General features: G+C 50.0%; 1 protein-coding gene. It reads left to right on the top strand.

The window, feature by feature from the left end; genetic code table 11:
• Positions 1 to 268, top strand: a 268-nt coding sequence (locus tag CWC14_RS18955; RefSeq protein WP_138564417.1) for an FAD-binding protein, incomplete at both ends; no start/stop codon positions are given.

Here is a 268-nt window from a genome sequence, read left to right as displayed (position 1 = left end):
CAGTGCAAACAACGCTGATTGAGCGGGTGCAAGCACACCCTAATATTACCTTGTTAGAGAATTACAACGCCATCGACCTTATTACCGACGCCAAACTTGGGCGCGACGGCAAACATTGTCATGGCGTGTATGTTTATAACCGTGCCAAAGAGCAAGTAGAAATTCTCAGCGCTCGCTTTATTGCTTTAGCCACCGGCGGCGCCAGTAAGGTGTATTTGTATACCTCGAACCCTGATGTTGCCAGTGGCGATGGCATTGCCATGGCGTG

Origin of the sequence: Pseudoalteromonas sp. S3260, assembly GCF_005886925.1 — a bacterium.
Lineage (GTDB): Bacteria > Pseudomonadota > Gammaproteobacteria > Enterobacterales > Alteromonadaceae > Pseudoalteromonas > Pseudoalteromonas tetraodonis.
The sequence above is the reverse complement of the archived record's forward strand: the minus strand, read 5'-3'. Positions and strand labels throughout refer to the sequence as shown.